Below are 26,502 nucleotides of genomic sequence, written 5' to 3'. Positions count from 1 at the left end.
TCCCGATACGTACTCCGGCGATGCCGTCGGACCACGCATCAGGAACGCGTGGTGGCACCCCCGTGTCACTTCATCCGCGTCGCCCACTCCTGCACCTTGGCGATGCGCTGGCGCAACTGACCCGCCGTCGCCTCGGCGCTGGGCGGGCCGCCGCACACCCGGCGCAGCTCGGTGTGGACGACCCCGTGCGGCTTGCCGCTCTGGTGGACGTACGCGCCGACCATCGTGTTGAGCTGCCGGCGCAGCTCCATCAACTCCTTGTGGGTCACCACCGGCCGCCGGTCGGCGGGCAGTTCGAGGAGGTCGGCCTCGGTGTCGGGCCGCTTGCGGCTGTGCGCGATCTGCCGGGCCTGCCGCTTCTGCAGCAGCATCTGCACCTGTTCGGGTTCGAGCAGGCCCGGGATGCCGAGGTAGTCCTGCTCCTCCTCGCTGCCCGGGTGGGCCTGCATGCCGAACTCGGCGCCGTCGTAGAGGACCCGGTCGAAGACGGCGTCGGACTCCAGCGCCTCGAAGGGCAGCATGTCCTGCTCGCCGGTGTCCTCGTCCTGCTCCCGGTTCGCCTCGTCCATCTCCTTCTCGGACTCGGCGTACGGGTCCTCCTCGCCGTCCTTCTTCGGCTTGTCGAGGGCGTGGTCGCGCTCGACCTCCATCTCGTTGGCGAAGGTCAGCAGGTCCGGGACGGTCGGCAGGAACACGGAGGCGGTCTCGCCGCGCCTGCGGGACCGTACGAAACGACCGACGGCCTGGGCGAAGAAGAGCGGGGTGGAGATGGTGGTGGCGTACACCCCGACCGCGAGCCGGGGCACGTCGACGCCCTCGGACACCATGCGGACGGCGACCATCCAGCGGTCCTCGCTGCCGCTGAAGTCGTCGATCCGGTTCGAGGCGCCGGCGTCGTCGGAGAGGACGAGTGTCGCGCTGCTGCCCGTGATCTCGCGGATCAGCTTGGCGTAGGCGCGGGCGGATTCCTGGTCGGAGGCGATGACCAGGGCGCCGGCGTCCGGGATGGCCTTGCGGACCTCGGTCAGCCGCTGGTCGGCGGCGCGCAGCACGGCCGGCATCCACTCGCCGCGCGGGTCGAGCGCGGTGCGCCAGGCCTGGCTGACGGCGTCCTTGGTCATCGGCTCGCCCAGCTTGGCCGCGATCTCGTCGCCCGCCTTCGTGCGCCAGCGCATGTTGCCGCTGTAGGAGAGGAAGATGACGGGCCGGACGACGCCGTCGGAGAGGGCGGAGCCGTAGCCGTAGGTGTAGTCGGCGGCCGAACGCCGGATGCCGGCCCCGTCCTCCTCGTACGTGACGAACGGGATGGGGTTGGTGTCGGAGCGGAACGGCGTACCGGTGAGGGCGAGCCGGCGGGTCGCGGGCTCGAACGCCTCGAGGCACGCCTCGCCCCACGACTTGGAGTCGCCGGCGTGGTGGATCTCGTCGAGGATGACGAGGGTCTTGCGCTGCTCGACGCGGTTGCGGTGCAGCATGGGGCGCACGCCGACACCGGCGTACGTCACGGCGATGCCGTGGTACGACTTGCCGAGCGGGCCCGCGCTGTACTCCGGGTCGAGCTTGATGCCTATCCGCGCGGCGGCCTCCGCCCACTGCTTCTTCAGGTGCTCGGTCGGCGCGACCACGGTCACCTGCTGGACGACGTGGTGGTGCAGCAGCCAGGAGGCCAGCGTCAGCGCGAAGGTCGTCTTTCCGGCGCCGGGGGTGGCCACCGCCAGGAAGTCGCGGGGCTGGGTCTGGACGTACTTCTCCATCGCGCCCTGCTGCCAGGCACGCAGCTTCCCGGCGGTACCCCAGGGGGCGCGACCGGGGAAGGCGGGCGAGAGGTGATGCGAGTGGGACGAGCTGGCGGCGGTAGTAGTCACGGTCTCCGGTTCGCTGTGCTGAGGGGCTCGGCTACGTATGACGACCGGGCCACCCTACCGGCGGCCCGCCGGTGTCAACGCGCCAACGGCACGGCGTCACCCGGGGATGGGACTGAGGTCACATCTCTCGCTCCCCGAGCTCCCGCAGCGCCTCACCGATCACCTTGACTTCTTCGAGAGCGCCCGTCGCCACGTCGATGACCAGGCGCTCGGCGGCGTCGATGTCCGGGCGCAGCTGCACGTTGTTCAGCGCCAGGAAAGGCAGCCGGGAGATGGGATCGGACCGATACCGCTCAAGGGTGAGCCCGCAACCGTCGCGTCACCCACGCCCCCGTCAACGCCACCGCCGCCATCGGCAGGAAGACCACCGCGAACGCCGCCGGGTGGGAGGCGGAGGCGGTGGTCGCGGTCGTGTGGGCCACCGTGCCGCCGCCCAGTGCGGCGAAGGCGGCGCCGCCCGCGGCGAGCAGGACGACGTTGGAGAGGGCGTCGGAGATCTGCAGGGCCGCGGAGTTGGTGCCGGCCTCCTCAGGGGCGGACAGCCGCAGCAGCAGCACGCTGGTGGAGGCGATGACCAGGCCCATGCCGAAGCAGCCGAAGGCCCAGGCGACGGCGACCGTCCAGACCGGGACGGCCTCGATCAGCACACTGGGCGCGGCGGCGATGGCCGCGGCCACCAGCACCATCCCAGCGGTCATCAGCCGCTCCCGGTGCCGCGCCATCAGCGGACGCGACTGCACCCACGAGCCCAGCGCCCAGGTGACCCCGCCGGCCGCGAGGGAGAACCCGGCCAGCGTCGGGGACAGCCCCCGCTGGGTGACGAGCATCAGCGGCACGAAGGACTCGGCGGCGATGAAGGAGCCCGCCGCGACCCCGCGCAGCAGCACCACGGACGGCAGCCCGCGCGCCGCCCGGTACGTGCCGCGCGGCAGCAGCCCCCGCACGGCCGGGACCAGCAGCGCGGCCCCCGCCACCCCGGGCAGCAGCGACAGCCAGCGCAGGTCCTGGGCCGCGTACTGCAGCAGCCCGGCGCCCAGGGAGATACCGAAGGCGAGCCGGATGCGGCGCAGGTCGAAGGAGGACCGCTGAGCACTCTCCCCGGCGCCCTCGCCCACCGGGCCGCCCGCCCGCCGCCGTATCTGCGGCAGGGCGATCGCCAGCGGGAACACCACGAGCACCGGGATGCCGACGAACACCCAGCGCCAGCCCAGGTGCTCCGTCACCGCGCCCGAGGCGAGCGGGCCGACGATCGACGGGACCACCCAGGCCGCCGCGAACGCCGCCATGATCGACGGACGCAGCCGCTCGGGGTAGGCCCGCCCGACGACGACGTACAGGGCGACGATCACCAGGCCGCCGCCGAGTCCCTGCACGGCCCGCCCCGCGATGAACACCCACATCGTGCTCGCCGTCCCCGCCAGCACCAGCCCGGCCACGAACGAGCCGATCCCCGTGGTCAGCGGCGCCAGGGGCCCCCGGCGGTCCGACCACTGCCCGGAGAGCACCATCCCGAACAGGCTGGTGGTGAAGAACCCCGAGAACGCGAACGCGTACAGCGACACCCCGTCCAGTTCCCGCGCCGCGACGGGCATCGCCGTACCGACGGCGGTCGCCTCGAAGGCGATCAGCAGGACGACGGAGACGATCCCGATGCTCAGCGCCCGGTGGTTGCGGCTCAGCACGGTGTCGGTCGCCACGTCGTGGGGACCGGATCTGTCAGAGATGTCCGCGACCTCGGTGTCGCGCGGTTCCAGGGCGCTCATGGTCGCCAGCGTAAGGTGCGCAGTCCACTTTGGCCCCTGTCGGGAGTCGGCCCGCGGCCGGGACCTTGGTCCTAGGCCGTGCGACCGAGCGGTTCAGCGGCGGGTGGCCCGGCGGCGCAGGAGCCAGAGGGTGAAGGCGAGGGTGGAGACGTCCTTGGTCAGGGGGGCCGGGGCGGCTTCGGGGCCGGTCCAGGTGAGGACCGCGCCGGTGGTGCCGTCGACCAGCAGGCTGCTGCCGCCTGCGAAGCGGCCGAGGCGTATCAAGTGGTGGGCCCGGGCGGGGAGTTCGTCCGGCCAGAAGTCGTCGGGGCACTCGTCGGCGCAGAACTCGGCGAGCGTCGGCAGGGGTACGTCGGTGTCGGACTGGAGGAGTACGCCGTCCTCGGGCAGGCCCGTGTCGCGCAGGAAGCGGCGGGTGGGCTCGTGGGTGAGCGTGGCGGGGAAGTCGACTTCCTCGTAGCGCGCGATCCGGCCGTGGCCGAACTCACGGTGCAGCAGGCGGGCGCGCAGGTCGAGGGTCAGTCCGGAGGCCGTGCCGGGCCTCACGGCCGGCACCGCCGCGCGGACACGGGCCGCCGGGCGGGTGGGAGCCGCCGCAGGGCGGAACGCGAACTCGCCGTACCCACGGCGCAGATCGCGGCCCGCCTCGGGCAGGGTGATCACCCTGACAACGGTATCGGTCGTGCTCATCGGTCCCCCGTGCGGTTCGGTTCAGGTTCCGGAACGGACGGCGTCCCGGGCTGGGCGCGTCCGGGCGCCGCCCTCGGGCGACGGCCCTTTCCCCACTGCCCGAAGACTACGCCCCCTCACTGACAACACCTCAAAACGGAAGACGCCGGGCGGGCGCCCGGCGTTCCCTTCCGGCCCGGGCAACCGCGGACGAACACCGCTCACTGCGCGGTCACGACCGCGGCCTGCGGGCGGATCGGCAGACGGTTGACCGGACGGCCCGTGGCGGCGCGCACCGCGGAGGCGACGGCCGCCGGGGAGGTCACCACCGGTACCGCGCTGACCGCCTTCGCGCCGAAGGGGGCGACGACGTCCCGCTCCTCGACCAGTTTCACGATCCGGACGTCGGGCGCGTCCAGGGCCGTGGGCAGGGCGTAGCCGGTGAGGTCGGGGTGGCGGACCAGCCCGCGCGGGGTGCGCAGGTTCTCCGTGAGGGCGATGCCCACGCCCTGGGTGACGCCCCCCTCGATCCGGGCGGCCAGCTGGGCCGGGTTGAGCACCCGGCCCACGTCCTGGGCGAGGGCCATCTCCACGACCCGTACCGAGCCCAGTTCGATGTCCACGTCCACCACCGCGCGGATGGCGCAGAAGGCCAGGCCCACGAAGGCGTCGCCCTGGCCCGACTCGTTCAGCGGCTCGGTGGGGTGCGGGCGGCACTGGGCGGTCGCCCACAGCTCCTTGCCGTCCAGCGCCTCCGTGACCGTGGTCGACAGCACGCCGTCGTACGACGTGATCTTGCCGTCGGTGATCTGGAGCAGCTCGGTGGACATGCCGAACTTGTGGGCGAGCGGCTGGAGGAGCTGGGTGCGGACCATCTTCGCCGCGCGTTCCACCGCGCCGCCCGACACCCAGGTGTGGCGGCCTCGGCAGCCGGCGCCGGCCGGCGGCTGGTCGGTGTCGACCGGGGCCACGTGCACCTCGTCGATGCCGAGCGTGTCCTGGACGATCTGCCGGGCGAGCGTCGTGAAGCCCTGGCCGGTCTCCACCGCCGCGCACAGCACCGTCGCCACGCCGCCCTGGACCCGCACGGTCGCCGTGGAGACCTCGTCGGCGCCCTCCGCGCCGAGCATGTGCACCATGCCCAGGCCGTAGCCCACGCCCCGGCGCACCGCGCCCGGTTCGCCCGCTCCCTCGAGGCCGCCGGGCAGCAGCCACTCGTCCTCGGGGACGTCCTTGGGCAGCGGCGGCAGCGGGTGGTCCCGTACGGCCTGGAGCAGTTCCGCGACCGGGGCCGGGCACGTCACCGTCTGGCCGGTCGGCAGCACGTCGCCGGTCGCGATGACGTTGCGCAGGCGCACCTCGGCCGGGTCCAGGCCGAGCTTCTTGGCCAGCTTGTCCATCTGCGCCTCGTAGGCGGCGCACACCTGCATCGCGCCCTCGCCGCGGACATGGCCGGAGGGCGGGTTGTTGGTGCGCACGGCCCATCCCTCGATGAAGGCGTTCGGGACGACGTAGGGGCCGCAGGCGAAGGACACGGCGGCGGCGAGGGCCTCGGAGGAGGTGTCGGCGTAGGCGCCCGCGTCCAGCAGGATCTGCGCCTCGACCTTGACCAACGTGCCCTCGGCGTCGGCGTGGTGGCGGTAGCGCAGGAGCGTCGGGTGGCGGTGGGTGTGGCCCAGGAACGACTCCTCGCGGGTCGCCGTGAGCTTCACCGGGCAGCCGGTCCTCAGCGCGAGCAGGCCGAGCGGTAGCTGGAAGCCCTGGTCCTCGCGGTCGGCGGTGGCGCCCGGCACGCCGGTGACGACGATCTTCACGCGCTCGGGTTCCAGTCCGTAGCAGGCGGCGAGCGCGTCGCGGTCGGTGTGCGGGTCGGTGGAGGCCAGGTACAGCTCCACCCCGCCGTCGGGGCGGGGCACCGCGAGGCCGGCCTCGGCGCCGATGGGGGCCGGGTCCTGGCGGCCGATGCGGTACAGGCCCTCGACGACGACCTCGCCGGCCGCCTCCGGGTCGCCGTGGCGCAGCGGGATGTGCCGGATCAGGTTGCCGTCGGGGTGCAACGGCTCGGCCTCGAAGGCCTGTTCGGGGTCGGTCACCGGGTCGAGCACCTCGTACTCGACGATGACGGCGGCGGCGGCCATCCGCGCGGTGTCCGGGTGGTCGGCGGCCACGGCCGCGATGGGCTCGCCGTGGTGGCGTACGACCTCGGAGGCGAACACCGGGCGGTCGGGCGTGCCGCGGCCGTGCACGGGGCGGCCCGGGACGTCCTCGTGGGTGACGACGGCCCGTACGCCGGGCATCTCGCGCGCGTGTGCCGTGTCGATGGACACGATGCGCGCGTGCGGGTGCGGCGAGCGCAGTACGGCCGCCCACAGCAGGCCCTCGGCCCACAGGTCGGCCGCGTACGGGAAGGTGCCCTCCGTCTTGGCGCGGGCGTCGGTGGCCGGCAGTGAGGAGCCGAGACCGTGCGGCAGGGGTTCGGGCGCGGGGGCGGTCTCCGCGGCGGCGGTGGCGGCTTCGTTGCTCACGCCTGGCCTCCGTCCTGGCCGTAGGGGTCGTGCGGTGCCGGGGTGTCCAACGCGGAGGGGTGGACCCCGCCGGCGCCCGGACCCGCCTGGTGGGGGATGCGCGGCTCCTCGGCCTCCTGCTCGGCCTCGTCCGCCGCGGTGTGCACCTCGCGTTCGGTGACGACCTCCTTGACGGCCTGGAGAACGCCCCGGTAGCCCGTGCAGCGGCACAGGTTGCCGCACAGCGCCTGGCGGGTCTCCAGCTCGGTCGGGTCCGGGTTGCCCTCCAGCAGGTCGTGCACGGTCATCGCCATGCCGGGTACGCAGAAGCCGCACTGCACCGCGCCGCACCGGGCGAGCGCCCGCTGCACGTCCGAGGGCTGCCCGTCCACGGCCAGTCCCTCGACCGTGCGCACCTCGCTGCCGGCCGCGGTGACCGCGGGCACCAGGCAGGAGGCGACCAGGCGTCCGTCGACCTGTACGTTGCAGGCGCCGCACTCGCCCTGCGAGCAGCCGTCCTTGGCGCCCGCGAGCCCGAGCCGCTCGCGCAGCACGTACAGCAGCGACTCACCGATCCAGGCGTCGGTGACGGGCCGGTCGGCGCCGTTGACGCGCAGCACGTACGAGGCGAGCGGGTGCTCGTCCTGCGGGGGCGCGGGAGGCGGGTCCTCCTGGGTGGCGGCATCCGGCTGTCCGGCGTCCGGGTCCGGACCGGCGGCCGCGCCGTCCGGGGTCGCGGAGCCGGAGCCCGTGACGGGCTCTCCGGCGGCCCGGGAGGACGGCTGGGTCTTCTGGGGCGAGCCGGGTCGCGCGGGCGGCCCGGCGGGCCCCTCCGCGGCCTCCCCGGCCTCTCGGGGGTCCTTGCCGGCCTCGACCGCGCCGGAGGCCGGCCGCGGGGAGTCCGCGTCGGGCTCCGCCGTGGACTCGGACCGGGGCCGCGAGGCCTGCGCGCCTTGCTCCGCGCGAAGTTGGGCTTGCCGCTCCGCCGGGGAACCGGTGGCGCCCTGCCCGGGTACGGCGGCCGCGCCTTGTCCATGCGGAGCCTCGGGTCCCCGAGTGGCGGCGGTGTCCGCGCCGGGTCCGGTCGCGATCGGCGGGAATGGCCGGGCGGCCTCCGACGCCGGCTCCTCGGCCGGGTGCCGGACCCCCGCCGAACGGCCGTCCGCATGGCCCGCGCCCGAAGCCGCCGGCTCGCCCTCGCGCGCACCGCCCGCCGAAGTCCCGGCCCTGTACGCGTCCTGGACCGCCCCGGCACCGTGCGCGCCCGCGCCGGGCACTCCGGCCGGGGAACCACCACCGGCCGCACCGCCCGCAGCGTGAACGCCCGGCAACCGCACGTCCGCGCGCGAGCCGTCCACCGCCGTCCCGTACGCGGCTTCAGCCGCCCCGGCACCGTTTCCGCCACCGCCCGGCCCACCGGCCGGGGAACCACCACCGGTCACACCGCCCGCAGCGAAAGCCGCCGGCAACCCCGCGTCTCCACGCGCGCCGTACGCCGCCTCAGCCGCCCCGGCACCCTGTCCGCCACCGCCCGGCCGCCCGGCCGGGGAACCACCACCGGCCGCACCGCCCGCAGCGGAAGCCCCCGGCAACCCCGCGTCTCCACGCGCGCCGTACGCCGCCTCAGCCGCCCCGGCACCCTGTCCGCCACCGCCCGGCCCTCCGGCCGGGAACGCGGCGCCGGTCGGTCCGTTCTCGTAGGTGTTCGCGGCCGGTGCGCTCCCGTGCGGGCCGCCCGCCGTGGGCTCGCCGGGCTGTCCGGGCGCCTCGGCTCCGGTGCGGGGGCGGCTCCAGGCCTGGCCGACCTCCTCCGTGGCCCACGGGGCGGCCGCGCCGCCGGGGAGGGTGGTCGGAGGGGTGCCGCCCCACTGCTGGACCAGTGACGACGTGGTGAACTCGCCTGATTCGTCCGGGATGTCACCCCCGGCGACCGGGATCGACCACTGCCCGGTCACGTCCTGCCGGGGCGCGGGAGGGGCCTGAGCGGCCGGGCCCGCCTGAGCCTCGTCGAAGTTCCACTGCTGGGTGGCCTCCGGGCGGTACGTGAACCGGTCGTCCGCGCCCGCGCCCGCGTCCTGCGGCACGGCGTTCGGGTCGGGCCACTGGGTGCCCTGGGCGGGCACGCCCGGCACGGCCCAACCGCCCGTCCCCGCCGGGTCGGTCGCCGCCTGCGGGGCGGGCGTGACCGCTATCGGCGGCGGCACGTACCCGTGGCCAGGCGCCGCGAGCGGGCTGTCGGCGGCGAGAAGGGCGTCGATGCCACCCTCGGGCAGCTTCACGAACGCGGTGGCGCCGTCGTCGTACTCGCCCTGAGGCAGCGGGTCCCATCGGCCGCCGCTGCCCGGCGTGCCCTCCGCGTGCTGGTCGTCGGTCACGACAGCGCCCTCCCCAGTGCTCGTCGGGCCAGCGCGGCGACGGTGCGCCGCAGGTGCAGTACGGCGGGCGGAAGCTGCTGCACGGAGCCGTCCTCGGCCGGGACCGGATCGGGGATGCAGGCCGCGGCCACGTACTCGCCGAAGGCGTTCTGCGCCTCCGGGACGATCACGCGGCCGTTGTCCCAGTCGATGAGCTGGGCCACCCAGTGCTCGGCGTCCAGCGGCCGCAGCGGCATCGGCGCTATGGCGCCCACCGCGCACCGCACCCCGCGCCGGGCCGGGTCGAGGACCAGCGCCACGGACGCGACCGCGCGGCCCGGTCCGGTGCGGCCGGTCGCCTTGAGGAAGACCTGCGGCGCGTGCAGCAGCGGCACGCGCACGTAGCCGATGAGTTCGCCCGCGCGGAGCATCTCCACGCCGGCCAGCAGGTGCGACACCGGGATCTCCCGGCGGGCTCCGCCCGGGCCCGCGATGATCAGGATCGCCTCCAGGGCTGCCAGCACCGGCAGCGCGTCCCCGGTGGGGGCGGCGGAGGCGATGTTGCCGCCCAGGGTGCCCGCGTTGCGGATGTGCGGCGGGCCCGCGGCACGCGCGGCGGCGGCCAGCGCCGGGATCAGCGCGGCGAAGTCGGGGCGCCCCATGCGCGCGTGGGTGAGCCCGGCGCCGAGCAGCGCGTGGCCGTCCTGGTACTGCCAGCCGCGGATCTCGCTGATCCGGCCGAGGCCGACCAGCGCGGTGGGCCTGAGCTGCCCGGAGTTGACGGCGGCCATGAGGTCGGTGCCGCCCGCCACGGGCACCGCGGCGGGCATGGCCGTGAGTGCCGCCACCGCCTCGTTCAGCGTCGTGGGCAGCGTGACGGCCTGCGCCGCCTGAGGTGCGTGCGTGGTCAAAACCGGCTGCCCCTTCCCGCTGCCCCCACTGGTCCCACCTGTGCTGCCGTACGGTACGTGCTGACAGGGCGGACGTGGCAACTCTGGCACATCTTCGCAGGGCCCGAAGACAGGGGTCCGCTAGGTGGCATTCGCCCACCTCATCGGGGACATGGTCCGATTTGGCACACCATCACCGATGCGAGCGAATTCCCACTCTTCGCTGACTCTTGCGACCTTTTTCCGGCACCTGTTCGAGACGGCGGGCGGTGCCGGCCGTTCCGCTGCCTCCCGCTACCTCGGCGGCGGACCGTCGAGGGGCCGCCCGAGGACGCCGGGGCGCCGCTGCCACGGGTGCGGTCCGGTGGGCGGCCGGTAGCGGACGCCCAGGGCGTCCAGACGCCCGTAGTGGGCGGTCATCCGCCGCTCGAAGTCCGCGAAGTCCCGTTCCGCCGGGGCGGGCAGGGCACTCCAGGCCACCTCGGCGAACGCGGCCAGCCTGGGGAACGCCTGGTAGTCCACGCGTGCCTGATCCTCCATCACCTCGGTCCACACGTTGGCCTGCGCGCCCAGCACATGGCGGGCCTGGGCCCCGTCCAGCTCCGGGGGGACCGGCTCGAACCGGTAGACGTCCTCCAGGGTGCGCACGAAGCCGATCGGCACGGGCTCGTCCTCGCCCGGGGCCTGGCGGTGGTCCAGGTACACCTCCTGCTCGGGGCACATGACGACGTCGTGGCCGGCCCGCGCTGCGGCGATCCCGCCCTCGTACCCGCGCCAGGACGACACCGCGGCCCCCGCCGCCAGGCCGCCCTCCAGGATCTCGTCCCAGCCGATGAGCCTTCGCCCGCGCGCGGCGAGCCAGGCGTCGAAGTGCCCCACGAACCAGGCCTGGAGCTCGTCCTCGCCGGCCAGTCCGAGTTCCGCGATCCGCGCCTGCGCGGCCGGCGAGGCCCGCCACTGCTCCTTGGGGCACTCGTCACCGCCGATGTGGACGAAGCGCGAGAACCCCGAGAACCCCGAGGAATCCGAGAACCCCGGCCCGGTGGACGTCACGGCGTCCGCGGGGAACAGTTCGAGCAGTTCCTCGAAGACGCCCTCGTAGAAGCGCAGGGTGGTGTCGGTGGGAGCGAGGACGTTCGGGTTGACGCCCCAGTCGTCCCAGACGGTGAGGGCGGCGGTGTCGACGACGTCGGTGTTGCCGAGTTCCGGGTACGCGGCGATGGCGGCCTGCGAGTGCCCGGGCACGTCGATCTCGGGGACGACGGCGATGTGCCGCTCGGCCGCGTAGGCGACGATCTCCCGGATGTCGTCCTGGGTGTAGTGGCCGCCGTGCGGTTTGTCCTCCCACAGCAGGGACGCCCGGTGGCCGAATCTCGTCCGCGCCCGCCAGGAGCCGACCTCCGTCAGCCTCGGGTACCGCTTGATCTCGATCCGCCAGCCCTGGTCGTCCGTCAGGTGGAGGTGCAGCACGTTGAGTTTGTGCGCGGCCATCAGGTCGAGGTAGCGCAGGACGCCGTCCTTCGGCATGAAGTGGCGGGCCACGTCGAGCATCAGGCCGCGCCAGCGGAAGCGGGGTGCGTCCTCGATCACCCCCGCCGGGACCGCGTGGGCGGCGTCCGGCCGTACGGGGACGCGCCGGAAGGCGTCGGGGCCGAGCAGCTGGCGCAGGGTCTGCGCACCCCAGAACACCCCGGCCGGGGAGCCGCCGCGGATCTCGACGCCCCGGCCGGCGACGGCGGCGAGCCGGTACGCCTCGGGCTCCAGGGAGTCGTCCAGGCGCAGCCGTACGGAGTCCGGGTCGTCCTCGGCGCCGGGCGGGAAGGGCAGGCCGAGGGCCGCGCCGAGTGTGCCGCGCAGCCAGCGTTCCGTGCCGCCGGTGCCCTCGGCGGCCCAGAGGGTGGTGCCCCGGTCGAGCGGGACGGCGCGGTCCGGGGAGAGGGCCGCGGCGCGCGGGGCCGGAATCACGTCGGTCATGCCACCCATGGGTAGCGTCGGCCGCGACACGGCGCAACGAGCGTTGCACATCGTGCACAGGCCGTCCGACGACACAGGCCCCCGAGGCACGCCGGAGCGCGCCTCGGGGGCCCTGCGAGTCTCTGCCGAGCGGGGAGCCGGTTACTTCTTCTTGTCGTCGCCGCCTTCGCCGCCGCCGCTCATGGATTCGTAGATCTCCTTGCACAGCGGGCAGACGGGGTACTTCTTCGGGTCGCGGCCCGGCACCCACACCTTGCCGCACAGCGCCACGACGGGCGTACCGTCGAGGGCGCTCGCCATGATCTTGTCCTTCTGGACGTAGTGGGCGAAGCGCTCGTGGTCGCCGTCGCCGTGGGACACCTGCGGCGTCGGCTCGACGAGGGTACCCGTACCAGTGCCGCGCTCGGGCTCGAGAGTGCTCATACGGCAAGGGTACTGAAGGCCCCGGGCATCAGTTGAGCGAAGGGTCGTCCGGATATGTGGCGACCATCGCCAGTTCGTTGCGCTGGCGGCGCAGCACCTCGCGCCACAGTCGCTCGGGGAACGGGGAGGACACGTCGCCGGGTTCCGACTCGACGACGTACCAGGCCCCTTCCGCCAGCTCGTCCTCGAGCTGACCGGGGCCCCAGCCGGCGTATCCGGCGAAGATCCGCAGCGAGCCGAGGGCGGAGGCCAGCAGCTCGGGAGGTGCCTCCAGGTCGACGAGCCCGATCGCGCCGTGCACCCGGCGCCAGCCCAGCGGGGCGCCCTCGCCGGAGCCGCCGGGGATGACGGCGACGCCGAGTGCGGAGTCCAGCGACACCGGGCCGCCCTGGAAGACGACGCCGGGCTCCCCGGTGAGATCCGCCCAGCCCTCCAGGATGTCGCCCACGTCCACGGGGGTGGGACGGTTGAGGACGACACCGAGGGAGCCCTCCTCGTCGTGGTCGAGAAGGAGCACCACCGCGCGGTCGAAGTTCGGGTCCGCCAGGGCGGGCGTGGCCACGAGCAGCCGCCCTGTGAGCGAGGACACCTCGGTCATGCCAGACATGATCCCGCATCTTTCCTGCGCGTGGGGAGCCAATCCGGCTACGGGGGTGAGCGCAGCTCAGGGGACACGGAAGCGTCACCGGCGCACGGCGGCCGCGGTGACCGCACGTGCCCGGCGCTCAACGGGGCGTGTTGGCGCAGGGTCCCGAGCCAACCCGGGCCGCCGACGGGCTTTTCTGAAGGGGGGCGCACGGCGATTACCCTGTCTCTCCGGCCCCCTCCGAAGTGATCGGCCGGATCCTGCCCACCTCATCGGAACGCGAGATACATGACCGTCAACGGCACTGATGACGTCCTGCTTGTCCACGGCGGAACCCCGCTGGAGGGCGAGATCCGTGTCCGCGGTGCGAAGAACCTCGTACCGAAGGCCATGGTCGCCGCCCTGCTGGGAGGTGAGCCAAGTCGCCTCCGCAACGTTCCGGACATCCGTGACGTGCGTGTCGTGCGCGGTCTGCTGCAACTGCACGGGGTGACGGTCCGTCCGGGTGACGAACCGGGTGAGCTGGTGCTCGACCCGACCCGGGTGGAGAGCGCGAACGTCGCCGACATCGATGCCCACGCGGGCTCCTCGCGCATCCCGATCCTGTTCTGCGGGCCGCTGCTGCACCGTCTGGGGCACGCGTTCATCCCCGGCTTGGGCGGCTGCGACATCGGCGGCCGGCCCATCGACTTCCACTTCGACGTGCTGCGGCAGTTCGGCGCGGTCATCGAGAAGCGGGCGGACGGGCAGTACCTGGAGGCGCCCAAGGGGCTGCGCGGTACGAAGATCCGGCTGCCGTACCCGTCCGTCGGCGCGACCGAGCAGGTGCTGCTGACGGCCGTGCTGGCCGAGGGTGTCACCGAGCTGTCCAACGCGGCCGTGGAGCCGGAGATCGAGGACCTGATCTGCGTCCTGCAGAAGATGGGCGCGATCATCGCGATCGACACCGACCGCACGATCCGGATCACGGGTGTGGAGAAGCTCGGCGGCTACAACCACCGGGCCCTTTCGGACCGGCTGGAGGCCGCGTCCTGGGCGTCGGCGGCGCTGGCGACCGAGGGCGACATCTACGTCCGCGGCGCCCAGCAGCGGTCGATGATGACCTTCCTGAACACCTACCGGAAGGTCGGCGGCGCGTTCCAGATCGACGACGAGGGCATCCGCTTCTGGCACCCGGGCGGCCAGTTGAAGTCCATCGCGCTGGAGACGGACGTGCACCCCGGATTCCAGACCGACTGGCAGCAGCCGCTGGTGGTCGCCCTGACCCAGGCCACGGGCCTGTCGATCATCCACGAGACGGTGTACGAGTCGCGTCTGGGCTTCACTTCCGCGCTCAACCAGATGGGCGCCCACATCCAGCTCTACCGCGAGTGCCTGGGCGGCTCCGACTGCCGCTTCGGCCAGCGCAACTTCCTGCACTCCGCGGTGGTGTCCGGCCCGACCCGGCTCCAGGGCGCCGACCTGGTCATCCCCGACCTGCGCGGTGGCTTCTCCTACCTGATCGCGGCCCTGGCCGCCCAGGGCACCTCCCGCGTCCACGGCATCGACCTGATCAACCGCGGCTACGAGAACTTCATGGAGAAGCTCATGGAGCTGGGCGCCAAGGTGGAACTCCCGGGCCAGGCCCTCGGCTGACCGAACCTCCCAGCCGGGCCGGCCGACGTCGCCCCGGCTGGGGGTCCGGGGGTCACTCCCGGGCAGGCACAGCATGAGGCCCTCGGCGGGTCCACGCTCCCCCGGCGGGCGCCGGGGAACGTGCGTACGACTTTGGGGCGGCCCCCGGTGAGGGAGACCGCCCCATTGGCGTCGTGGTGGCCCGAGAGCCGGCCTGCAGCGTCTCGTACGCCGTCCCACGGCGTACGAGACGGCGAGGTCACTTGCCCTTGGCCGCTTCCTTGAGCTTGCTGCCCGCGGAGACCTTCACGCTGTAGCCGGCCGGGATCTGGATCGGCTCGCCGGTCTGCGGGTTGCGAGCGGTGCGAGCGGCACGGTGGGTGCGCTCGAAGGTCAGGAAACCAGGGATGGTGACCTTCTCGTCCCCCTTGGAGACGATGTCGCCGACGACGTCGGCGAACGCGGCCAGCACGGCGTCGGCGTCCTTGCGGGTCACCTCGGCACGGTCGGCCAGCGCGGCCACCAGCTCACTGCGGTTCATGTTGTTACTCCCGTGTTCTTCTTACCGTTGCGGCGAGGCCGCATGTTGGGCACAGCGAAGCCGATGCTGCCAGGGTCCTCGGTGAGTCCCCGGACCCGGGTCCGTCGCCGAACCCTCGCGCCCAGGGAGGCATCCTGCCCCCACCTGCGGCGCGAATGCCAATCCGGCACCCATAGGAGTCGTGAGAACACCCTTGGGAGTCACACGAAGAGATGCCCGAGCCTGGCCGTCACGATAAGGCTCCACCGGCGGCGGGGTGCTTCACGACGCGCCGGTTTCGCGGCGCCGTGGCAATCGTCACGCCGTTGCCGCCGTCTTCGCGGCCGCCTCCCGGACCGCCCCGGCCACCGCGCCGGCGACCTTGTCGTTGAAGACGCTCGGGATGATGTAGTTCGGGTTCAGCTCGTCCCCGGTGACCACGTCGGCGAGGGCCTGCGCGGCGGCCAGCATCATCTCCGTGTTGACGGTCCGGGACTGCGCGTCCAGCAGGCCGCGGAAGACGCCCGGGAAGACCAGCACGTTGTTGATCTGGTTGGGGAAGTCGGAGCGGCCGGTGGCCACAACTGCCGCCGTCTGACGGGCAATTGCCGGGTCCACCTCGGGGTCGGGGTTCGCGAGCGCGAACACGATCGCGCCCTCCGCCATGGCGGCCACGTCGTCGCCGTCGAGCACGTTGGGCGCCGAGACGCCGATGAAGACGTCCGCGCCGTGCACGGCCTCCTTCAGCGTGCCGCTCAGACCCTCCGGGTTGGTGTTGTCCGCGATCCAGCGCAGCGGGGAGTCCGGGGCGGCCCCGACGAGGTCCTCACGGTCGGCGTGCACCACACCGTGGATGTCGGCGACGACGGCGTTCTTCACGCCCGCGGCGAGCAGCAGTCGCAGGATCGCCGTGCCGGCCGCGCCGGCGCCGGACATCACCACGCGCACGCTGTCGATCGACTTGCCGACCACGCGCAGCGCGTTGGTCAGCGCGGAGAGCACGACGATCGCGGTGCCGTGCTGGTCGTCGTGGAAGACGGGGATGTCCAGGGCCTCGCGCAGCCGCGCCTCGATCTCGAAGCAGCGCGGTGCGGAGATGTCCTCGAGGTTGATGCCGGCGAACCCGGGGGCGATCGCCTTGACGATCTCGACGATCGCGTCGGTGTCCTGGGTGTCCAGGCAGAGCGGCCAGGCGTCGATGCCGGCGAACCGCTTGAAGAGGGCCGCCTTGCCCTCCATGACCGGCAGCGCGGCCTTGGGGCCGATGTTGCCCAGGCCCAGCACCGCCGAGCCGTCCGTCACGACCGCAACCGAGTTGCGCTTGATGGTCAGGCGCCGGGCGTCCTCGGGGTTCTCCGCGATCGCCATGCACACGCGAGCCACACCGGGGGTGTAGACCATGGACAGGTCGTCACGGTTGCGGATGGGGTGCTTGGACGCCATCTCGATCTTGCCGCCGAGGTGCATGAGGAACGTACGGTCCGAGACCTTGCCCAGCGTGACGCCCTCGATGCCGCGCAGCTTCTCGACGATCTCCTCGGCGTGGGCCGTCGAGGTGGCAGCGATGGTGACGTCGATACGGAGCCTCTCGTGGCCCGACGCGGTGACGTCGAGGCCGGTCACCGAGCCTCCGGAGGACTCCACGGCCGTGGTGAGCTGCGATACGGCGGTTCCGCCCGCCGGCACCTCCAGACGGATGGTCATCGAGTAGGAGACGCTGGGCGCCGTTGCCATGGCCGACTTCCTCTGCTTTCACCGTGTCGCGAAGTTCTGCCGTCCGATCGTCGCACCTACCCGCGAGTACGTGCTAGCCGCCCCGGGTTGTGGACGTTGTGTTCACCTGGAGGTGCCGTTTTCGGAAACTGAATTCCACCATACGAGAACAGTCGAAGTGACGGAAGATGCGCAGGCAGCAAAAGAGGCCCACGTCACATGAGTGACGTGGGCCTCCTGGAGGTTTGTATGACACCGACCCGCCATGCTCGCCTCGCGGCAAGTGGTCGCTCGTAGCGACGAAGGTTGGGCCCGGGGGCTTGGATCGGGCCGGTGCCGTATCCAGGCTAACAAACGGATCCCTCATGGCCATTCCCGTCGCTGCGGTTACCCCGGGTTCAGTCCCGCAGCAGATCCGGCACCCCGGCCCCGTCCGGCTCGTCCCGCTCCCCGGAGACCACCGTCAGCTGCTGGGTGGCCCTGGTCAGGGCCACGTACAGGACCCGCAGACCGGCCGGGGACTCGTCCGCGATCTCCGCGGGCGAGACGACGACCGTCGCGTCGTACTCCAGGCCCTTGGCCTCCAGGCTGCCGAGGGCCACCACCCGGTCGCCGAGCCCGGCCAGCCAGCGCCTGGCCTCCTCGCGCCGGTTCATGGCGACGACCACGCCGACCGTGCCGTCCACCAGGTCCAGCAGTCGCTCGGCCTCCGCCCGCGCGCTCTTCTCCACGGAGCCCCGGACGACGGCGAAGCGCGGCTCCACCCCGGTGGAGCGCACGGCCGTCGGCGCGGTGGAGCCGGGCATGGCCAGGGCGAGGACCTTCGAGGCCAGGTCGGCGATCTCCGCCGGGTTGCGATAGTTCACGGTCAGCTGGAAACGGCGGCGCGGCCGGGTGCCCAGGGCCTCGTCGCGGGCCTCGGCCGCCTCGTCCGGGTCGGACCAGGAGGACTGGGCCGGGTCGCCGACGACCGTCCAGGTGGCGTGCCGGCCGCGGCGGCCGACCATCCGCCACTGCATGGGCGTGAGGTCCTGCGCCTCGTCCACGATGACGTGCGCGTACTCGGTGCGCTCCTGAGCGAGGCGCTCCGCCCGCTCCCGCTGCGACTCCTCGCGCGTCGGCATCAGCTCCTCGAGACCGGTGAGCTGGTCCAGCGGGTCCAGCTCGCGCTTCCGGCGCGGGCGGGCCGGGGTGCCGAGGATCGCCTGGAGCTCGTCGAGCAGGGCGATGTCGTGCACCGAGTACCCGTTCCGCCGCAGCGAGCGGGCCACCCGGCGCACCTCACCCGGGTTGAGGATCCGGCGCGCCCAGCGGCCCAGCCGCCGCTCGTCGGCCATGGCGGTGAGCACGGCCGGCGGGGTCAGCTCGGGCCACCACGCGTCGAGGAAGGCGATGAAGGAGTCCTCACCGGTCACGTCCTCGTCGAAGGAGGAGCGCAGCTCGGCGGCCAGTTCCGGGTCGGTGTGCCGGCCGGCGGCGCCCGACTTCTCCCACAGGGCGTCCAGCAGCAGCTTGCGGGCGCGCGGGCGCAGCAGGTTGACCGGCGCCGTGCCGCCGAGGGCGGTGCGCCGGACGTGGTCGAGCTCCTCGGCCTCCAGCTCCAGCCGGCGGCCGAAGGCGACGACCCGCAGCCGGTCCGGCGAGCCGTTCGACTCCAGCGCGCCCCGCGCCGCCTTGCGCAGCACCTTGAGCATCCGGTACGAGCCCTTGGCCCGCGCCACCGCCGGAGAGTCGTACAGCGTGGCCCCGGCGCCGTCGACGAGCGAGCCGATCGCCCGGATGGCGACCTGGCCCTCCTCGCCGAGCGAGGGCAGCACGCCCTCGGTGTAGGCCACGAGCAGCGGCGTCGGGGAGACGATCAGGATGCCGCCCGCGTAGCGGCGCCGGTCCTGGTAGAGCAGGTAGGCCGCCCGGTGCAGCGCGACCGCCGTCTTCCCCGTCCCCGGACCGCCCTCGACGTACGTCACCGAGGCGGCGGGGGCGCGGATGACCAGGTCCTGCTCGGCCTGGATGGAGGAGACGATGTCCCGCATGGTGTGGCTGCGGGCCCGGCCGAGCGCGGCCATCAGCGCGCCGTCGCCGATCGCGGGCAGCTCATGGCCGTCGAGGAAGGCCTTCAGCTCGGGACGCATCAGGTCGTCCTCGACCCCGAGCACGCGCCGCCCCTTGGAGCGGATGACCCGCCGGCGCACGACCCGGCCGGGGTCGACCGGGGTGGAGCGGTAGAACGGGGCCGCGGCCGGTGCCCGCCAGTCGATGACCAGCGGGGAGTAGTCCTCGTCGAGGACGCCGATGCGGCCGATGTGCAGGGTCTCGGCGATCTCCGCCGTGCCGTCCTCGCGGACCGTGCCCTCGGCCGGCTCGACCGCGGTGTACGCGCCGTCCGGGCCCTTCCTGCCGTCCTTGCCGAGCAGCAGGTCGATCCGGCCGAAGAGGAAGTCCTCGAACTCGTTGTTCAGCCGGTTGAGGTGGATGCCCGCCCGGAACACCTGCGCGTCGCGCTCGGCCAGCGCGCCGGGTGTACCCACCTGGCCGCGCTGGGCCGCGTCGCGCATGAGGAACTCGGCCTCGTGGATCTTCTCCTCGAGGCGGCGGTACACCCGGTCCAGGTGCTGCTGTTCCACGCCGATCTCTCGGTCCCGTACGGAGTCGTGCGCCGCTTCGTGCGCCGCGGCGTGGACCGATCCGACCGCGGAATCCTGCTGAGCCTGTGCGGCCACCGGGCCCCCTTCTGACGTGCTGGGCAGCCGTCAACCGTACGCGAAGGGGGCCCGCTCGCGGAAGCCAACGTCTGTCCGGCGGACCGTGTCGCAGACGCGGTCCGCCACACAGAGGCTAGGACGGCACCTCGACGAGTCGTTTCCCGTCGAAGGTCATCACCTCGAAGTGGTCGATCTGGTTCGGCTCCAGGGCCGCGCCGCCACGGACGTAGAGGGGGTTCTTGGCCTCCTCCGTCTTGGCGTTCGGGACGCCGTAGCCCCAATTCGGGACGGACCAGGACGTGACCGTCTCACGCTCGCCGTTCTTGCCGACGGCGATGAGCGAGCACTTCTGCGGGCCGGTGACGTTGTTCAGCTCGAGAACGGCGTTCGTGCCCCAGTCCTTCTTCTCGACGGCGACCGTCGCGGTGACCTTCGTCGTCGGGTCCGTCGCCGTGACCTTGTCGGGCATCGACTCGAAGGCGGACTTCGCGGGGCTCGCGGCCACCGCGGCGCTCCCGCCGCCGTCCGAGCCGCTCACCGCGACCGCCGTCAGCGGGCCGCCGATGATCAGCGCTGCCGCCGCCGCGACCATGTAGAAGCCGCGCCGGCGCTTCTGGGCGCGGCGCTCGGCGACCTCGTCGACGAGCTTCTCCACCAGGCGCGGGCTCGGCTTGGCCGACAGGGACTCGCCGACCGCGGGTGCGCCGGAGCCCGGCAGGTCCGCGAGCGCGGCCAGCATCGGCTCCATCCCGGCGAGTTCGTCGAGTTGCTGGGCGCACCACTCGCAGGTGGCGAGATGCGCCTCGAAAGCGGTTGCCTCGGCGTCGTCGAGAATCCCGAGGGCGTAGGCGCCGACGGTCTCGTGCTCGTTCGGAGCCGGGGTTCCCTGCATGGCCCCAGACATACCCGCACCACCCGTTCCGAATCCCCCGTACACGCTCATCACGCCGTCACCCCCCGCTCCTCCAGCGCCAGCTTCATCGACCGCAGGGCGTAGAACACCCGCGAGCGGACGGTGCCGCTGGGTATGCCCAGTGTCTCGGCTGCCTCATTGACGGTACGCCCTTTGAAATACGTCTCGACGAGCACCTCCCGGTGGGCCGGGGTCAGGTCGTCGAGCGCGTCCGACAGCGTCATCAGCCACAGCGCCTTGTCGATCTCGTCCTCCGCGGGGATGACCTCCAGCGGCGACGGATCGACCTCCTGCGGCCGGGCCTGCCGGCTGCGGTGGCCGTCGATGACGATGCGCCGGGCGACCGTCACCAGCCAGGGGCGTACCGAACCGGTGGCTCGATTGAGCTGACCGGCGTTCTTCCAGGCACGGATGAGCGTCTCCTGCACCACGTCCTCGGCGCGCTGCCGGTCTCCCGCCACCAACCGCAGGACATACGCGAGGAGAGGTCCGGCGTGCTCGCGATAGAGCGCACGCATCAACTCCTCATCAGGTTCCGAGGACTGGGACATGCGATGTCGGGCCCTCGATCCACGTTCATTGGCCACGGCCGCATCCTTGCGCACGCCCACCTCCGGTGTCCGGGGCTTGCCCCCAGTCGGTCGCTCGCCGACGGGTACGGATCTCGGGCACGCCGTGTTCAAAACCGGCCGACGGATTTCTGGGGGGTGACGTGACGAGGGAGGACATGGGCGCACATTCCCCCCGCTTCACCTTCACATTTCCGACACAGAAGCAGGGGCGCGAGCAGTGCCCGCTCCCGGCGGGAACCAAACGGAGTGTTACCGAAATCACTTCGACGCGGAACACCCACAACCGGCAAATGGGATGCGGGAGTTGCTGCTCCCCGCCCCTCTACGTCCGGGAGAGGGCGGCGCGTCGGCGGTGGCGGGCCACCCGTTCGCGGTTCCCGCAGACCTCGCTGGAGCACCAGCGCCTCCGGCGCCCCCGGGACGTGTCCAGGTACACGATCGGGCAGTTGTCGCCCTCGCACTGGCGCAGGCCCGCCCGTGCCACGGGATCGGTGAGCAGCCCAACGGTGTCCCGGGCGACGGCCGCGAGCAGGGCCGCGCACTCGGGTCGATCCGCCAACTCGCGTACGAGGGTGCCGTCTTCACCTCGTACGGCGCGGGGCGCCGGCGGCGCCGTACGGGCGATGTCGTTGACGCGGGCGAGCGCGAGGTCGTACGCCCGGACCTCCTGGGCGAGATGGCCTCGCACCAACTCCCCTACGTCGCACCTCAGTTCCTGGAAGCACGTGAGCCAGGAGGCGTCGGCGTGCGCCAGCGGGCAGCCGGGCGGGACCAACCCTGATCCGGTGATCCACGCGCGCAGCGGCGCGAGGGAGTCCAGCCGTTCCACGGGATGGGTGGTGGAGAGAAGATCCAGGCAGACCCGCCCGGCGTCGAACCTCAGCTCGTACGGGACCGTGGCCGCAGCCAGTGCCATGTGCCTGTCACCGCCTAGGCTCACCCCGGTCGGCAGGCCTCGCCGGGGCATCGTCGGAGGCCGGAAAACCGTTCCCTCCCACAGTGCCCGCCCACCGGCCGGACCGGTAGACCCCGGGCGGCGCGGGGCCGCCCTCTACTGCGGGTGGTAGGGCCCGTGCCCGTACGGCCCCTGGCCGTAGGGGCCCTGCCCGTAGGGGCCTTGCCCATACGGTCCGCCCTGCCAGTCCTGCCCCGCCCCCTGCGGCCCCGGCGGCCGATACCGCAGCCTCCCGCCCTCTTCCGTCACCGCCACGAATCCGGCGGCCTGGAGCCGTGCCACGGCCCTGGCATGGCGCCTCCCCATGACGACGAACCCGACACCGGAGAAGGTCAGGAAGAAAACCCACAGGATCCCGACGACGACGAGGAAGAGCCGATCCCCCCGGACCTGCACCGCGCAGAAACCACACCCGATGGTCGCGAACACGCCGACGAGCGCCAGGGGTATCCGATCCCGGTCGTCCGTGAGGTCGAAGGTGATGCGCGCCGTCATCAGCTCGAACGCGTCCGGCACGAGCGGCGGCAGCGACACCCCGTCCCCGGCGTTCGGATACTGCGCCCAGTTCTGCGCGGCCCGGGCCCGGGCCTGCGGGCTGGGGTCGGGCGCCAGGAGCAACTGCATCTTGTTGTCGCGCACTCGCTGGGCACCCACGTACTCGTACCCGAACTGCTCGGCGAGACAGGCGAGTCCGGCTGCCTTCGCCACGGACGACTTACTGAGGCGCAGCTCCACGCGCTGCCCCCGCCGCACCTGCTCGAGCACCTTCCGAACCCGCCACCTGTTCACCGCGGCGCCCCCTCTTTTCGGTTGTCCGACTCCGGCTCAGCGGTTCACGGCCTGGATCTCCTGAACCGTGACGTCCTGGGTGTCGCCGAAGGTTCCCTCGGGCAGATCCCCGCCGGTACCGCCGGTACCCGTCCAGTGAATCTTCCAGGTGATGGTGGCCCTCAACCGGTACGAGCCGTCACCGGACGACCGCAGGTACTTCACCCCGCAGGGCGGCGTCCGGTCGGCCTTCCCCTTGGCGTACGCCTCACCGATACGGTCACCGTTGATCGCGCAGACCCCCGACGCGGGGTAGGTCTCGGCGTCCGCCGTACCGGGATCGATCTTCAGCGAGACGGGCTCGGCGGTGGTGGTCGCGGAAATCCCCAGCACCGGTACGGAAGCCGTCACGGAAACCGGCCTGAACCGCGCCCCGTCCAGCCACGCCCAGGTCGGCAGATTCACCTTGGTCGCCCCCGCCGGGGCAAGCGTCACCTCGGTACCGGGCACACGGATCTCGTTGTAGGCGAGTTCGGCAAGGATCCGGGGAGTCACGGCATTCACGATGTTCGCGGGTGGAGCGGCGCCCTGGTCGACCCAGAAGATCGGCTCGTCGCACTTGTCCCACCCCGGTGGGAAGTCCTTGTTGACGTACGAGGCCCACCAGTAGCCCTTGCCGGCCTTGTCCTTGTTGAAGTCCTTGTACGGGTGGCCGTCGACGTACCGGTCACGCTGCTGGGCGTCCCACTCGTGCCCGGTGGACTCGGCCTCCCAGATCGGCTCCAAGTACTTCTGCAGTTGCTCCGGCGTGTACTTCGGGGCATACCAGCAGGCGGGCGGGGTCCAGGACGAAACCGGGGCGACCGGTCCCGCGGAGCTGCCGGTGCCGTTCTTGGACCGGTCGAACACGATGCCTCCGGCGGTCGCGGAGATCGTGTCACCGTCGGCGTCGCCCGAAGCGGCGGTGTCGCTCCCGCCATTGGTGCTGCCGCCGTGCCCGTAGCCCGCCCATGCCTGTGTCGGGCAGAGCAACAGCGCGGCTGTGGCGGTGACGACGCCTGCGCGTCGCAGGTCGCTCAGGGCTGGCATACGGAACTCCCCCGCTGCGACATCAGCTTCTCAGTGACCCAGATGCCTTGCTTGTTGACTCGCAGTCGGCTGCTGTAGAGGACGTAGTTGTCCTTCGACTGCGGGGTCACCTCCGTCTTTCCGGTTTTCAGGCTCTTGTTGTACGCCTTGTTCTGGTCTTCGCAGTAGACGAGGCTCGCCGTTCCGCCATCGTTGACCTGGACCTTGGCGGCGTAGTACCGCTTGGCGCCGGTGATCCGGTCCTTGTAGTCCACGAACTCCTGGATGAACTTCTGGCTTCCCGCCGCCGCCTCGCCCTCTGAGTAGAAGCGATACCCCTTGTCGAGCGGCTTCTGCTCGGCGATCGCCATGTCCACTGCCTTGATGAGCTGCTGGCTGTCGTAGAGAACGGCGTCCTTGGCCTTGTCGCCCGTCTTGGGCCACTCGAAGGAGTAGGTGAGATCCGACGGCAACGCGATCTCCGGTCGCCCCGCCGTCGCGGACGGAGTCGGGGAGGCCGGCGTCTCCGTACCCGTGTCCGCGCCCGCGATCTTCTCGTTGGCTTTGGCGTCGCCTTCGCTCCCGCCGCAACCGGCGAGGAGTACTGCGGCCGCTGTGCCGGCGACGACTGTGGTGAGCAGGCGGGTTGGACGGCGGTTCACAGCAGGCTCCTGGTGGGGCAGGTGGGTTGGGACGAAACAGCCGACACGCTACCGAGATCACCCGCACCCACACCAGCGAGAGGTTCAACCACCACGCCCGCACATGAGACGTACGCGAACGGAGCCCGCACCTCCGCTCACGGCTCACCGGCCCCGCAGGGACGGCGAGCCGTGGGAGGTCACCCCGTCAGCCGAGTGTGGGCAGAGCCCTGCGCGGAGGGACCGCCTTCAGGAGGTCCTCTGCCACCCGGTTGCCGGTGTTCGCGTCGATGAAGCTGACGCGGACCACCGGGTCGCCGGGGGTGTCGCGGCCGGCGGTGGCGTCCAGGGCGAAGACCACGGAGACCGGCCGCGCGTTCTCCCGCGTCCCGTACACGCCCGAGTAGAGGAGGATCCGCCAGCCGTCCTCCTCCCAGTGGTCCAGCAGACCCGACCGGACCACCGGGAACGCGGTCTGCCAGGCGAGGGAGTTCTCCAGCAGTTCGACGCTGGCGGCGACCGGCACACGGTCCCCCGGCTCACTGCCGAAGAGCGGATGCCCGAAGACACGCAGCCTCAGCCGGCGCAGCGGCAGCAGCCACCACCGGTCGGGATCGACCGACAGCGCCACCAGTACGGCCACCGCCACGGCCAGGAACACGACCGATCCACCGGGCCGTTCGGTGAGCGTGGACCACCAGACCCCGTGCGCCACCGCCGCCGTCGCGCCGCCCGCGAGCACCAGTGCGGCACGCGCGAACGCCCGCCAGGTGATCGGGGTGTCCTCGTTCGCGGAACAGCCGCAGGAGGACTCCGGTGCCAGCGCCCGGCCGTAGCCGAGATAGCCGAGGAACCCGGCCCCGAGGGCGGCGGTGGCCATGCCCGGCACCGGGTTCGCCGGTACGGCCAGCAGCCCCGCGGCGAGCAGGAGTTCCACGGCTCCGGTTCCGCGCAGCACCAGCGCCGCCCGCTCGCTGCTGCGCAGCATCCGGGCCAGCGCCGTCTTCGGTGCCCGGCGCACGGTGTCCCGGTCGAAGAGCTTGACCGCGCCGGTCCACCCCAGCAGACCCGCGAGGACCAGCGGTACGAGGCCCGTTGTCAGTGAGAGCATCCTTCCCTTCCCTTCCCCTCCTCGGATCCGGCCGTCAGTGCCCGACGGAGATACGGACGACGTCCACCGAGTTGTCGGACGGCCGCCAGGCGCCGAGCACCTGGGCGCTCTGCCCGATGCGCAGTCGGGAAAGGTCCGAGGTGAGCGCGCGGCCCGCGTAGGAGGCGTTCGTCGCGTCCTGACGCACGTGGCCGACGATCTCGTGCTGCCCGTGGGAGAGGTGCACCCGGTTCTTCGCGATGCCCCGGATCGTGGTGTCGAGGTTCACGATGTTCACCCACACCGCGTCGGCGGCGACGGTGCCGTCCGGCATCGGGACGCCCCGCGCGTACAGCCCGTCCCCGATCTCGATCTCGGCCGCGGTGGTGGGCCGGACCTTCCAGACGCTGGTGACGTTGGTCATCTGGACCCGGGCGTGGTCGCCGTAGGATCCCGCGACTTCCAGGACGCTGCCGGTGATGCCGGTGATCCGGCCCTCCACGAAGACCGACTTGGGGACCGCCGGGTCGAGCGACGGCTCGGCGGCGAAGGCCGCGTCGGCGTCGAAGCCGCCGAGGGCGGACGCGCCGACGATGGTGGCGCCGGTGAGGGCGGCCGTGGTGAGGAAGCGCCGGCGGCCCAGGCCGCCGTCGCCCTTCTGACGGTACGTCATGACGAACTCCCCCTCACTCGTAGATGTAGACCGGAAGCTTGCCGGAGCTGAGGTTGCCGATCGCCGAGAAGGCGGCCGGGGTCAGGTCCAGCACGCGGTTGGTGCGGCAGGCGCCGTTGCAGCAGGTGGCCTCGCCGCACCAGTCCTTGGTGCGCGGTCCGCAGTCGGTGATCGTGATGCAGACGGTGGCGCCGGAGCACTGGTGTCTGATGTTCATCACCGCACCGCAGCCGCGTCTGGGGATG

General features: G+C 72.4%; 22 protein-coding genes and 1 pseudogene. 1 reads left to right on the top strand and 22 read right to left on the bottom strand.

Annotated features, from left to right (window positions below):
• Positions 1 to 65: 65 nt before the first annotated feature.
• The 10 genes and pseudogenes from ACFY3J_RS27630 to ACFY3J_RS27585 all read right to left on the bottom strand — a co-directional run bounded on the left by ACFY3J_RS27630 (position 66) and on the right by ACFY3J_RS27585 (position 13,040).
• Entirely contained in the window at positions 66 to 1,865 is a 1,800-nt protein-coding gene (locus ACFY3J_RS27630) for a DEAD/DEAH box helicase (RefSeq protein ID WP_384179482.1), read from the bottom strand.
• A 118-nt stretch (positions 1,866 to 1,983) separates the two neighbouring features.
• A pseudogene (locus ACFY3J_RS27625) lies at positions 1,984 to 2,139 on the bottom strand (type II toxin-antitoxin system death-on-curing family toxin); the annotation flags it as partial.
• Positions 2,140 to 2,158: 19 nt separating this feature from the next.
• On the bottom strand, positions 2,159 to 3,628 hold the full coding sequence (locus ACFY3J_RS27620) for an MFS transporter (protein WP_390841954.1): 1,470 nt from the start codon (positions 3,626 to 3,628) through the stop codon (positions 2,159 to 2,161).
• Positions 3,629 to 3,721: 93 nt separating this feature from the next.
• Positions 3,722 to 4,318, bottom strand: a complete 597-nt coding sequence (locus ACFY3J_RS27615; protein WP_384179486.1) for an SUKH-4 family immunity protein — start codon at positions 4,316 to 4,318, stop codon at positions 3,722 to 3,724.
• 200 nt (positions 4,319 to 4,518) lie between these two features.
• Complete coding sequence (locus ACFY3J_RS27610) at positions 4,519 to 6,822, bottom strand: xanthine dehydrogenase family protein molybdopterin-binding subunit (RefSeq protein WP_390841953.1); 2,304 nt, start codon at positions 6,820 to 6,822, stop codon at positions 4,519 to 4,521.
• Positions 6,819 to 9,176 carry a 2Fe-2S iron-sulfur cluster-binding protein gene (locus tag ACFY3J_RS27605; protein ID WP_390841952.1) on the bottom strand — a complete coding sequence of 786 codons (2,358 nt, stop codon included), beginning with the start codon at positions 9,174 to 9,176 and terminating at the stop codon, positions 6,819 to 6,821. Before ACFY3J_RS27605 ends, ACFY3J_RS27610 begins: the two co-directional genes overlap by 4 nt.
• The gene (locus ACFY3J_RS27600) at positions 9,173 to 10,066 is read right to left on the bottom strand and encodes a xanthine dehydrogenase family protein subunit M (RefSeq protein ID WP_141360528.1); all 894 of its coding nucleotides are present in this window, start codon (positions 10,064 to 10,066) and stop codon (positions 9,173 to 9,175) included. The genes ACFY3J_RS27605 and ACFY3J_RS27600 overlap by 4 nt, the downstream gene beginning before the upstream one ends.
• 273 nt (positions 10,067 to 10,339) lie before the next feature.
• Positions 10,340 to 12,019, bottom strand: coding sequence for a beta-N-acetylhexosaminidase (locus ACFY3J_RS27595; protein WP_390841951.1), 1,680 nt, complete (start codon positions 12,017 to 12,019; stop codon positions 10,340 to 10,342).
• Positions 12,020 to 12,160: 141 nt separating this feature from the next.
• Complete coding sequence (locus tag ACFY3J_RS27590; RefSeq protein ID WP_141360526.1) at positions 12,161 to 12,442, bottom strand: DUF3039 domain-containing protein; 282 nt, start codon at positions 12,440 to 12,442, stop codon at positions 12,161 to 12,163.
• 28 nt (positions 12,443 to 12,470) lie between these two features.
• Positions 12,471 to 13,040 carry a YqgE/AlgH family protein gene (locus ACFY3J_RS27585; protein ID WP_384179495.1) on the bottom strand — a complete coding sequence of 190 codons (570 nt, stop codon included), beginning with the start codon at positions 13,038 to 13,040 and terminating at the stop codon, positions 12,471 to 12,473.
• 276 nt (positions 13,041 to 13,316) lie between these two features.
• On the opposite strand from ACFY3J_RS27585, the gene murA reads away from it, so the two are divergent.
• A complete protein-coding gene (murA, locus tag ACFY3J_RS27580) occupies positions 13,317 to 14,663 on the top strand; it encodes a UDP-N-acetylglucosamine 1-carboxyvinyltransferase (protein WP_384179497.1) in 1,347 nt (448 codons plus the stop codon).
• A 238-nt stretch (positions 14,664 to 14,901) separates the two neighbouring features.
• On the opposite strand, the gene ACFY3J_RS27575 is transcribed toward murA, so the two are convergent.
• The 12 genes from ACFY3J_RS27575 to ACFY3J_RS27520 form a co-directional block, all read right to left on the bottom strand.
• A complete protein-coding gene (locus ACFY3J_RS27575; protein ID WP_003990598.1) occupies positions 14,902 to 15,183 on the bottom strand; it encodes an HU family DNA-binding protein in 282 nt (93 codons plus the stop codon).
• 297 nt (positions 15,184 to 15,480) lie between these two features.
• A complete protein-coding gene (locus tag ACFY3J_RS27570) occupies positions 15,481 to 16,896 on the bottom strand; it encodes an NAD-dependent malic enzyme (protein ID WP_384179499.1) in 1,416 nt (471 codons plus the stop codon).
• Between the two features lie 377 nt (positions 16,897 to 17,273).
• Positions 17,274 to 19,595, bottom strand: coding sequence for a HelD family protein (locus ACFY3J_RS27565; protein ID WP_390841950.1), 2,322 nt, complete (start codon positions 19,593 to 19,595; stop codon positions 17,274 to 17,276).
• A 115-nt stretch (positions 19,596 to 19,710) separates the two neighbouring features.
• Positions 19,711 to 20,520 (bottom strand): anti-sigma factor family protein, encoded by an 810-nt coding sequence (locus tag ACFY3J_RS27560; RefSeq protein ID WP_384179503.1) that lies wholly within the window; start codon positions 20,518 to 20,520, stop codon positions 19,711 to 19,713.
• Complete coding sequence (locus ACFY3J_RS27555; protein WP_019056398.1) at positions 20,520 to 21,041, bottom strand: sigma-70 family RNA polymerase sigma factor; 522 nt, start codon at positions 21,039 to 21,041, stop codon at positions 20,520 to 20,522. Before ACFY3J_RS27555 ends, ACFY3J_RS27560 begins: the two co-directional genes overlap by 1 nt.
• A gap of 343 nt (positions 21,042 to 21,384) precedes the next feature.
• On the bottom strand, positions 21,385 to 21,978 hold the full coding sequence (locus ACFY3J_RS27550; protein WP_390841949.1) for a CGNR zinc finger domain-containing protein: 594 nt from the start codon (positions 21,976 to 21,978) through the stop codon (positions 21,385 to 21,387).
• A 135-nt stretch (positions 21,979 to 22,113) separates the two neighbouring features.
• Positions 22,114 to 22,782: a hypothetical protein gene (locus tag ACFY3J_RS27545; protein WP_384179507.1), complete on the bottom strand. Its 669-nt coding sequence runs from the start codon at positions 22,780 to 22,782 to the stop codon at positions 22,114 to 22,116.
• Positions 22,783 to 22,842: 60 nt separating this feature from the next.
• Entirely contained in the window at positions 22,843 to 23,874 is a 1,032-nt protein-coding gene (locus tag ACFY3J_RS27540) for a hypothetical protein (RefSeq protein WP_384179509.1), read from the bottom strand.
• Positions 23,862 to 24,515 (bottom strand): hypothetical protein, encoded by a 654-nt coding sequence (locus tag ACFY3J_RS27535; protein WP_384179511.1) that lies wholly within the window; start codon positions 24,513 to 24,515, stop codon positions 23,862 to 23,864. The genes ACFY3J_RS27540 and ACFY3J_RS27535 overlap by 13 nt, the downstream gene beginning before the upstream one ends.
• A 187-nt stretch (positions 24,516 to 24,702) precedes the next feature.
• The gene (locus tag ACFY3J_RS27530; protein ID WP_390841948.1) at positions 24,703 to 25,605 is read right to left on the bottom strand and encodes a MauE/DoxX family redox-associated membrane protein; all 903 of its coding nucleotides are present in this window, start codon (positions 25,603 to 25,605) and stop codon (positions 24,703 to 24,705) included.
• A 34-nt stretch (positions 25,606 to 25,639) separates the two neighbouring features.
• Positions 25,640 to 26,257: a cell wall protein gene (locus tag ACFY3J_RS27525; RefSeq protein WP_384179515.1), complete on the bottom strand. Its 618-nt coding sequence runs from the start codon at positions 26,255 to 26,257 to the stop codon at positions 25,640 to 25,642.
• A 13-nt stretch (positions 26,258 to 26,270) separates the two neighbouring features.
• Positions 26,271 to 26,474: an RlpA-like double-psi beta-barrel domain-containing protein gene (locus ACFY3J_RS27520; protein ID WP_324838204.1), complete on the bottom strand. Its 204-nt coding sequence runs from the start codon at positions 26,472 to 26,474 to the stop codon at positions 26,271 to 26,273.
• Positions 26,475 to 26,502 lie beyond the last annotated feature (28 nt).

It is taken from the genome of Streptomyces sp. NPDC001231 (assembly GCF_042896885.1).
Classification (GTDB): domain Bacteria; phylum Actinomycetota; class Actinomycetes; order Streptomycetales; family Streptomycetaceae; genus Streptomyces.
The sequence above is the reverse complement of the archived record's forward strand: the minus strand, read 5'-3'. Positions and strand labels throughout refer to the sequence as shown.

Coding starts and splice junctions, on each gene's coding strand:
- ACFY3J_RS27550 (WP_390841949.1), bottom strand. CDS start 21,978: ATGGCACTGGCTGCGGCCACGGTCCCGTACGAGCTGAGGTTCGACGCC.
- ACFY3J_RS27585 (WP_384179495.1), bottom strand. CDS start 13,040: ATGACCGAGGTGTCCTCGCTCACAGGGCGGCTGCTCGTGGCCACGCCC.
- ACFY3J_RS27530 (WP_390841948.1), bottom strand. CDS start 25,605: ATGCTCTCACTGACAACGGGCCTCGTACCGCTGGTCCTCGCGGGTCTG.
- ACFY3J_RS27560 (WP_384179503.1), bottom strand. CDS start 20,520: ATGAGCGTGTACGGGGGATTCGGAACGGGTGGTGCGGGTATGTCTGGG.
- ACFY3J_RS27555 (WP_019056398.1), bottom strand. CDS start 21,041: ATGTCCCAGTCCTCGGAACCTGATGAGGAGTTGATGCGTGCGCTCTAT.
- ACFY3J_RS27615 (WP_384179486.1), bottom strand. CDS start 4,318: ATGAGCACGACCGATACCGTTGTCAGGGTGATCACCCTGCCCGAGGCG.
- murA (WP_384179497.1), top strand. CDS start 13,317: ATGACCGTCAACGGCACTGATGACGTCCTGCTTGTCCACGGCGGAACC.
- ACFY3J_RS27570 (WP_384179499.1), bottom strand. CDS start 16,896: ATGGCAACGGCGCCCAGCGTCTCCTACTCGATGACCATCCGTCTGGAG.
- ACFY3J_RS27525 (WP_384179515.1), bottom strand. CDS start 26,257: ATGACGTACCGTCAGAAGGGCGACGGCGGCCTGGGCCGCCGGCGCTTC.
- ACFY3J_RS27590 (WP_141360526.1), bottom strand. CDS start 12,442: ATGAGCACTCTCGAGCCCGAGCGCGGCACTGGTACGGGTACCCTCGTC.
- ACFY3J_RS27540 (WP_384179509.1), bottom strand. CDS start 23,874: ATGCCAGCCCTGAGCGACCTGCGACGCGCAGGCGTCGTCACCGCCACA.
- ACFY3J_RS27595 (WP_390841951.1), bottom strand. CDS start 12,019: ATGACCGACGTGATTCCGGCCCCGCGCGCCGCGGCCCTCTCCCCGGAC.
- ACFY3J_RS27520 (WP_324838204.1), bottom strand. CDS start 26,474: ATGAACATCAGACACCAGTGCTCCGGCGCCACCGTCTGCATCACGATC.
- ACFY3J_RS27575 (WP_003990598.1), bottom strand. CDS start 15,183: ATGAACCGCAGTGAGCTGGTGGCCGCGCTGGCCGACCGTGCCGAGGTG.
- ACFY3J_RS27620 (WP_390841954.1), bottom strand. CDS start 3,628: ATGAGCGCCCTGGAACCGCGCGACACCGAGGTCGCGGACATCTCTGAC.